Source organism: Pseudomonas sp. MWU13-2105 (assembly GCF_023242315.1).
Classification (GTDB): Bacteria; Pseudomonadota; Gammaproteobacteria; order Pseudomonadales; family Pseudomonadaceae; genus Aquipseudomonas.
On record NZ_JALLIY010000044.1, the window covers coordinates 1 to 7979 of the forward strand.

The 7979-nt window shown below is 55.3% G+C and carries 6 protein-coding genes; 4 read left to right on the forward strand and 2 right to left on the reverse strand.

The window, feature by feature from the left end; all coding sequences use genetic code 11:
- Nucleotides 1-747: 747 nt before the first annotated feature.
- Nucleotides 748-1764, reverse strand: a complete 1017-nt coding sequence (locus M5B96_RS32030; RefSeq protein ID WP_248801142.1) for an AraC family transcriptional regulator — start codon at nt 1762-1764, stop codon at nt 748-750.
- Between the two features lie 133 nt (nt 1765-1897).
- On the opposite strand from M5B96_RS32030, the gene M5B96_RS32035 reads away from it, so the two are divergent.
- From M5B96_RS32035 to M5B96_RS32050, 4 genes are all read left to right on the forward strand, one after another.
- On the forward strand, nt 1898-2818 hold the full coding sequence (locus M5B96_RS32035; protein ID WP_248801143.1) for an alpha/beta hydrolase: 921 nt from the start codon (nt 1898-1900) through the stop codon (nt 2816-2818).
- A 4-nt stretch (nt 2819-2822) separates the two neighbouring features.
- Entirely contained in the window at nt 2823-3683 is an 861-nt protein-coding gene (locus tag M5B96_RS32040) for an SDR family NAD(P)-dependent oxidoreductase (RefSeq protein ID WP_248801144.1), read from the forward strand.
- Between the two features lie 28 nt (nt 3684-3711).
- Nucleotides 3712-4551: an SDR family NAD(P)-dependent oxidoreductase gene (locus M5B96_RS32045; protein WP_248801145.1), complete on the forward strand. Its 840-nt coding sequence runs from the start codon at nt 3712-3714 to the stop codon at nt 4549-4551.
- 762 nt (nt 4552-5313) lie between these two features.
- Complete coding sequence (locus M5B96_RS32050; protein WP_248801146.1) at nt 5314-5592, forward strand: DUF3077 domain-containing protein; 279 nt, start codon at nt 5314-5316, stop codon at nt 5590-5592.
- Between the two features lie 455 nt (nt 5593-6047).
- On the opposite strand, the gene M5B96_RS32055 is transcribed toward M5B96_RS32050, so the two are convergent.
- A complete protein-coding gene (locus tag M5B96_RS32055; RefSeq protein ID WP_248801147.1) occupies nt 6048-7001 on the reverse strand; it encodes a hypothetical protein in 954 nt (317 codons plus the stop codon).
- Nucleotides 7002-7979 lie beyond the last annotated feature (978 nt).

A 7979-nucleotide genomic window follows, 5' to 3' on the forward strand; every position in this document is an offset into this window, starting at 1 on the left:
AGTGTCGAGTGTGTAACGAGTGAAAGTGGTCATCGCAGTTTTCCTTGAGTGGGTCAGCAAGAGTGCTGGGGCTATCTTGCTGCTCTTGGCGGGGCTGCGGAACGTCGCGGCGGGGCATATGATTCATGCGATTTGGGAATAAAGCAGGACATGGACGTATTGTCCGGCTGGCGATTTTAGAATCTCGCGGTCAATGGAAATGATGACGGATTTATTTTGCCGCAGCCCAATACGTTATCTCTGAGTGATCGTAATGCACTTCGGGTAGATCGCCATCTAGCTTGGGGCTGTGAACGATCCTCTATGCCGACTGAAATTTTTCGACTTACATACCTCCGCCATGTTGTCGCTGATACCCAATTGACCCGGCTACCGAAATTTGGCTGACCCAAGCCTTGGCGTTGTAAGTATTAGCAGGTCTGACTTTGAGTTGATCACTGATGGAGCAGCTTTAAGTCGGCATCTGGGTTAACTCTGCATCAGCGATAACAGCTTCGGCTTCCACGGCAGAAAAGTACGCGTCTGAGATTGAAAACCGTGTTTCGAGCAGAGGGTTCAGGACTCAGTTTTCACGTGGCAGCGTGCAAAAATGACGTTTTCACCACTCAATGCATGGTCCGTCAGCCCAGGTCGACTTTTTCAACAGAATCGGCCATCTGCAGCCACTCATAAAGGCCATGAAGTCCCAGGGCTGATCAGATACTGGCCTGCTCCCTAAAGCCGTCCTTACCTCCACGGACTCCCTGCTCAGTAAGGTTCCGAATTCAGTTGCCTGGCCTCATGGGGCGATCTTCCATTCCATTCCTTGAAGGCGCGAGTAAAGGCGCTGTGCTCCGAATAGCCCAGCAGCATGGCGATATCCACGATTTGCAGGCGTGGATCGCGCAGGTACGACAGCGCCAGTTCCTGGCGAACCAGGTTCAGTTCATGACGAAAGCTGGTACCGGCCTCTTGTAGACGGCGCTGTAGCGTGCGTGACGAGGTGCCCAGTTGGGGGCTTATCCGCTCTATACTCGGCTCACCTTTGCGCAGGGCATGGGTGATGACCTTGCGCAGCTGTTCCACGAACTCCTCTTGCTGTGGTAACTGCGCCAGTAGGCGATCCGCATGCTGTTCCAACAGGGAGACCAGCACCGGATCGGGGCTTTTTAAGGGCAACTCAAGCAGTTGCGCGGAGAAACGCAGGACCGCCTCGACCTGGCCGAAGCGTACCGGGCAGCCGAAGAAAGCTTCATACGGGCTGAGGTCGAGGGGCCCGGGGTGACTGAAATCGATCCGCAACGGATTGGCGGTGCCGCGCACTAAGGCACGGCAGAACTGCACGATGGCAACCATACCAACTTCGTTCACCAAGGGGCCGGGCTGATACTGGCTGACATCCCAGACCAGCTCGAACCAACCATCGCCGTCGCGGCGAGTCATGGGAATGACGTCGTATACCAGGCGAATGTAGCGTTCCAAGCGTTGCAGAGCTGTACCGAGATTACCGCAGGCCAGCAGCACCGATCCGAGCACACCGATATGCCGGGCGCTGATGGTTTGACCGAGGTGCAGTCCTAACAGTGGATCGCCTAATACTTGCGCCGCTCTCACCAACAAGCGATCCCAGCATTCCACGTTAACGCCGCCGGCCCCCTCTTGGGTAGGTGTGGGCCAGGGCTGGCCAAGTACCGACTCGGGCTCATGACCGAGCGCCTCCAGGTATTCATAAAGCAGTTGCACGTAGGTCTCTGGCACCACGCGCCGATACAAAGGCTGGCTCATCGGGCCTCTTTAGGCTGGTTGGCCTTTTGTTGTTTGGCGCAAAGTGTCAAGCGGGGCGTCGGATACCGTCAAGCCTTCCTTGCGGCAGCTGTCGAGAATGACGGCACCCCAGCCATTCCAGCAGATGCCGTTCATGAGCACGATCACCGATCTTTTCGCACCGGCGACAATCCAGTTCCTCTCCAACGGTTCGCGTTGTGTTGCCGACTTTTATCGCCCATTGGGCGCCGGACCTTTCCCGATGGTGGTGATGGCACATGGACTTGGCGGGACGCGCAAGATGCGTCTGCCTGCCTTTGCCGAACGCTTCGCCGCCGCCGGCTACGCTTGCATGGTGTTCGACTATCGCCACTTCGGCGACAGCGAAGGCGAGCCACGGCAACTGCTGGATATCGACCGCCAGCTCGAGGACTGGAAAGCCGCGATAGATCACGCTCGCCACCTCGCGGATGTCGACCCGCAGCGGATTGTTATATGGGGCACTTCGTTTGGTGGCGGCCATGTGCTGGCCACCGCCGCCGATGATGCCAGGGTGACCGCAGTCATCTCCCAATGTCCTTTCACCGACGGCCTGAGCTCCTTTCTGGCCACCGAACCCCTGGTGTCACTTCGACTCACCGTGTTGGCCTTGACCGACCGCATGGGCTCGTGGTTCGGCGCCAAGCCCATTTTTGTGCCGCTTACCGGTCAACCCGGAGATACGGCATTCATGACATCGCCGGATGCCTGGAGTGGCTATAACGGACTGATCCCGTCGGGTGCGCGTATCCGCAAAGAGGCCGCTGCGCGCTTTGCCTTGGACATCATTCGCTACTACCCAGGGCACAGCACGCCACGTATCCAGGTCCCCGTGCTGTTTTGCGTGTGTGATACCGACAGCGTGGCACCGGCGAAGCGGACGCTGCGTCACGCCCGACGCGCGCCACGTCATGAGATCAAGCGCTATGCCCATGGGCATTTCGATATTTATGTGGGCGAAGCCTTCGAGCAGGTGGTGAGTGATCAACTCGACTTCCTCAAGCGCAACGTGCCAAGCATCCCAACGAAGAGATAAGAATATGTACCATCTTAAAGGCAAAGTGGTGCTGATCACCGGCGCAGCTGGCGGCATCGGTGCCGCCAGTGCACGCGAACTCTATGCGCATGGCGCCAGCCTTGTGCTAACCGATACCTCGCAGGAGGCGGTGGACCAACTGGCTCAGGAGTTCAATAGCCAACGTGTGTTGCCGCTGGCGTTCGACGTTACTGACGCCGAGGCGGCAAAGACAGTGGTGCGGCAGGCAGTTGAACACTTCGGCCGTCTCGATGTGGCCTTCGCCAATGCCGGCATCTCCTGGCGAGGTGTACCGGCGACCCTACGCACCTGCGACGAAGTGGAGTTCCGCCGCATCATTGAAGTGGATCTGTTTGGGGTGTGGCACACGATGCGCGCCGCACTGCCGGAAGTCGTGCGCAACCGGGGTCAGGTGCTGGTCACGTCGTCGACCTATGCCTACTTGAACGGCGTGGCCAACGCGCCCTATGCCGCGAGCAAGGCGGCGGTGGAGTCGCTGACCCGCTCGCTGCGCGCTGAGTTGAGTGCGACCGGGGCCAGCGCCAGCGTGCTCTATCCCGGCTGGACGGCGACCGCTATTGCCAAGGTTGCCTTCGGTGGCAACGCCATCGCCACCCAGATGAACGAGGCCCTATTGCCGGCCTTTCTGCATCGGGCGATTGCACCGGAAAAGGTGGCACGTGGCATGGTGCGCGGTCTGCAAAAGCGCCAGCCGCGCATCGTGGTACCGGCTCGCTGGGCGCCCATCTCCCTGATGCGGGGCCTGTTCAACGTTTTCACCGACTGGCATCTGGCACGCCATGCCCGCCTGCAAAGATTGCTCCACGAGTTGGAAGAATCCGTTCGTACCCAGACACCAAGTTGATGTCCTACTACTTGCATAAGGTTCACATATGAAAAGCTACTCGCTGAACGGCCGCGTCATCGCCATCACCGGCGCCACAGGGGGGCTCGGCAGGGCCGCCGCGCAGGCACTGCGCGACAAAGGCGCGAAGCTGGTCTTGCTAGATCTTGATCTGGATAGCCTGAGCGTTATGGCTGCGGCGTTGGGTGGACCTGATGTCGCCGCCGGTTGGGTGGCCAACGTGCGCTCGATTGAGAGTCTGGAGACAGCTCTGAAGAAGGCTGCGCAGCACTTCGGCGCAATTGATGTCGTGGTCGCCGGCGCTGGCGTCAGCTCGGTGGTTGCCCTGGAGTACATCGATCCAGCCACGTTTGAGCGGGTCATCGATATCAACCTTAACGGCGTGGCCCGCACCTTCCGCGCTGCGCTGCCCTACGTTAAGGGGCGCCAGGGCTATCTACTGGCCATCTCGTCCATGGCCGCTTTCGTTCATTCGCCATTGAATACAGCCTACACCGCCAGCAAGGCTGGAGTTTGGGCCCTATGTAACAGTTTGCGCCTGGAGCTTCGTCAGCACGGCGTGGGCGTCGGATCACTCCACCCGACCTTCTTCCAGACGCCGATGATGGAGGCAGTCATCGCTGGGCCGTCTTCCACCCTAGTCTGGAACAATCATCAGGGGATCTGGCAGTTCGTAGCACTGGAGAGGGTGGTCACCGCCCTGGTGGAGTGCATTGAGCAGAGGCGTGACCTAGTGACGGTGCCACGCAGCCAAGGGCTGGTGGCGAGAGCGCCAGGCTTGCTACGCCGACTTATTGAGCGGATCGGCTTTAATGCTGGCAAAGTCGCAGAAGCGGTAAGACTCAGTGATGAATGCAAGGTCTTGTGAGATCAGCGTAGCAGGTTGGACAAAGGGCCGCTTCTGGCCGATTCTGTTGAAAAAGTCGGTTTCGGTTTTCACGGCAGAAAAATACGCGTCTGAGATTGAAATCCGTGTCTTGAGCAGCGGGTGCAGGACTCAGATTTCACGTAGCAGCGTGCAAAAATGACGTTTTCACCGCTCAATACATGGACCGTCGGCCCTGGTCGACTTTTTCAACAGAATCGGCCGAAAGCTGTCTTCGATTTTTGCAGTGGAAAGCTACGAATACGGAAATGGTGACGGATTTATTTTGGTCGCAGCCCAAGACGTCATCCCTGAATGATCGTAATGCACTTCGGGTAGATCGCCATCTAGCTTGGGGCTGTGAACGATCTTCTATGCCGACTGAAATTTTTCGACTTACATACCTCCGCCACTCACATTGCGGCTCCCTACTGTGCGCGCTACCTTTTCCCTGTCGCTGCCAACTCAGCGACCGGGCCTGGAAACCTGTGGAACAATGGGCGCATAGGCGCCACCATTCATCACGACTGCTGGTGCTTTTTTGTGCCAGTCTCCGCGTGTTATGGCGGCTGTGCGCGGGAGGCCCTTGGGTCTGCCGGGTTTTCCTATTGTCCCGGTTTCCAGCCTGCGTACAGCTGCCACCCATTCGCCTGGAAACGAACGTGGTAGCTCCCTCACATTAGGAGTCCTGCGTATGTACGTTTTTGATGGATCGACTTTGCATGTTCCAGCCCCCGGCACCCAGGTCCACGCTGGAGGTGTCCAATGACGAATCTACCCACAAGTAAAACCCTAGGCGTCATCACCTTTTCCCAGTGTGGCTCCCAAGGACGTGAGCTATTTCGCGTAAACCCTGGCGTTCCCATTCTGGAAGCCATGGAGCACGCCTCCCTCCTGCTCTATTGCGCCAAAGCACTCTCCCTCGATGCTGCCCTGGAAAGCGACGGCGAACGCTACGCTTGGGCATCGCATTACCTGGGCGAGATGGGTAAGGCCGTCATCGACGATTTGACGCAGGGAATGTTGCGCGGGGAGAGGGGGTAAAGACCGGGCGATCTTCGATTGATGTCGGGATTGGCGGCGGCGCATGGCAGGCTCATCGCGTTATCGTTCATCGCCAGCAAGCCGGCTCCTACAGGATTGCGGTGCCTTTTCGCTTTTCTGTGGGCGAAAAAAAAGACCTTGAAATTCAAGGTCTTTTTTTAAGATGGTGCCCGAGGGAGACTCGTGCGCTCTATATAATTCGTGCCTTGTAGAGGAATTATACAGTTAGGGATACAGATAGGGATACACGGTTCTGAGTGTTGTTCGATTTTACTCTCTTGAGCAGGGGAAGGTAGAGGCATTCCGGCAAGCGTCTAGCTTGCCTACAAATCCGGTCTACGGTGGCTTGACGCAGATAGGTTGTAGCTAGGACCACTACATTCCAAGTGAGGATGCTAAGCGGACGTCAAATGTCATCCGCTTTGGCTCAACTCATCTGAAATTGGAAAAAGGTATTAAAGGTCTTTCACAAGGTTACGAACATCACGAAGAGTATAAAACCAACTGAGATCCTTCCGTTTTTTTGCTTCATTGTAAGTGTCTCGAATGCCAAAGAATGCTCCAAATGGGTTGATTCCAGGAATTCCGGGTATGTTTGCTAGCATTGACTCTATGGCCACTTTTTTAAGCTTTGGGCGGTAGCGCTCTATAATATCTTCAGCGGCTTTGGCTTCAAGCAGGGCCAGTTCTGCTTGAGCTGAAATTTTATCTGTGTTAGGTGTGGAGGCGACTTCACTTAATTTTGATCTCAGCTTTTCAAATCGGCCAGATTTCTTGATATTTATAATCTCAGCCCACGGCACTGATGAAAGGCTCGGGATGCTAGCTTCGAATAAACTAAATGGCTCGACCTGGTTTTGTGGGCTTGAATTGAATATGCGTGCAGCACTCATTGCCACGCGCTCGTCATAACTTGCCTCCAGCATGCATTCAACTTCTTGTTGGATGCACTCCCATAGACCAACCGTGTTGATCGCTACTCTCGCTCTGCCTTCAGCATGCTCAACATCTCCGCCACTGAACTCTTCTAGCTTCCAATCCCGCTTGATGTGTGCCAGTAAAATGTTATGTGCATATTGCTCAGGGTTTTGTGGGTCAGGGTATGTGAAATTCTCGTACTCATTACCCCACCGTGGATAACCTGAAGGCCTTGATTCCTCATATGCTTCAAGTAGGTCGCTAGAAACCCGATCTTGCAGCGGAATAAATATATCTGTAAGTGATGAGGTTTGCTCTTTGCTTAATGATTCACTGCCTGATATTTGAGTTGCGTAGTTATTTCGTCTGTAGTCGTTTGGTACGTCTAGCATTACTTCGTCGTGCCACAAGAAGCAGATTTTCATGTGGTCATTTCTGAAGTCATCCTTAAGTGCAGCGAAATAGCTTACAAATGTTCTGCTGGTGCCCATTTTATAAGAGTGTCCTTTTTGTGTGGCTTTTAATGTTGCGAAGGTATGGGGTTTGGCTGAGTCAGAACGTACTTTCTTATCGTCGGCGTGTCTAGTGACTGAGCGGCTTGAGGCTTCTTGTTGAACCGCTTTTGAGCCGCTTCCTTCCTGCTGCCTTAGGGCATGCGTTGGTCAGTGGAATTCATTCGGTCACAGGTGCCACCTCAGAAACTGCCAGGGCCCCTGGGGATTAGCTCTTTACACGGGGTCGGAAACCCGCGGGATCTTGGTAGCGACAGCTACCCCAGCTTACTGAAATTTCAACGTTGAAATTGAAAGGATTTTGCAGAAAAAAGGGGATCGTTACCGTGTTGGTAAAGATGCCCTTTTGTGTTGCTGAAAACGCGAGCAAGGTGTTCGTCAACCGGGTCAACTCCGTCAACCTGTCAACTAACTTCAAATATCCAGCCGCTAGCACGAACGCGCGGGTTATCTGCCCCGTGCCCCTCAGAAATGCCCAGGGTCCCACGCGACATCTCAGCACATTGTGCAATCGCACTGGTGAACCGTAGTTCACTAAGCAGGTCATCCTTCCGCCAACAGGATCACGCGGGTTTCTGACCCCGTGTGTACCTCATTGACTCAGGGGGCCTGGCACCTGCTGGATCCTCCTCGCTGGTGGGATTCATACTTATGAGGAGCGGGGGTGGATACCTCTCAAATGCCGTGTTACTCGTGTAACGATCTAGATCAACTACTTGAATTTAAAGGACAAAATCAATGCAACACCGCTTTGGATCGTCCTGTGTGAGCAGTGTTACCCATGTGAGTCGGTGTGTAACGCATCTAGCCAAATGGCAGAGGCTAAGGAACTGCGGACCCCAAGGTCTGCTGTCGGCCAAAAGCGGACGTGCAGAATGTAGAAAATAAATCCGCTACCGTTTGCTGGATGAAAAAGGAGATTGAGTCAGCCTGACTATTCATCTGGGATGCAGACTG

Excerpts from the sequence above, each read along its gene's own strand:
- M5B96_RS32045 (WP_248801145.1), top strand. The coding sequence starts at position 3,712 with ATGAAAAGCTACTCGCTGAACGGCCGCGTCATCGCCATCACCGGCGCC.
- M5B96_RS32050 (WP_248801146.1), top strand. The coding sequence starts at position 5,314 with ATGACGAATCTACCCACAAGTAAAACCCTAGGCGTCATCACCTTTTCC.
- M5B96_RS32040 (WP_248801144.1), top strand. The coding sequence starts at position 2,823 with ATGTACCATCTTAAAGGCAAAGTGGTGCTGATCACCGGCGCAGCTGGC.
- M5B96_RS32035 (WP_248801143.1), top strand. The coding sequence starts at position 1,898 with ATGAGCACGATCACCGATCTTTTCGCACCGGCGACAATCCAGTTCCTC.
- M5B96_RS32030 (WP_248801142.1), bottom strand. The coding sequence starts at position 1,764 with ATGAGCCAGCCTTTGTATCGGCGCGTGGTGCCAGAGACCTACGTGCAA.
- M5B96_RS32055 (WP_248801147.1), bottom strand. The coding sequence starts at position 7,001 with ATGGGCACCAGCAGAACATTTGTAAGCTATTTCGCTGCACTTAAGGAT.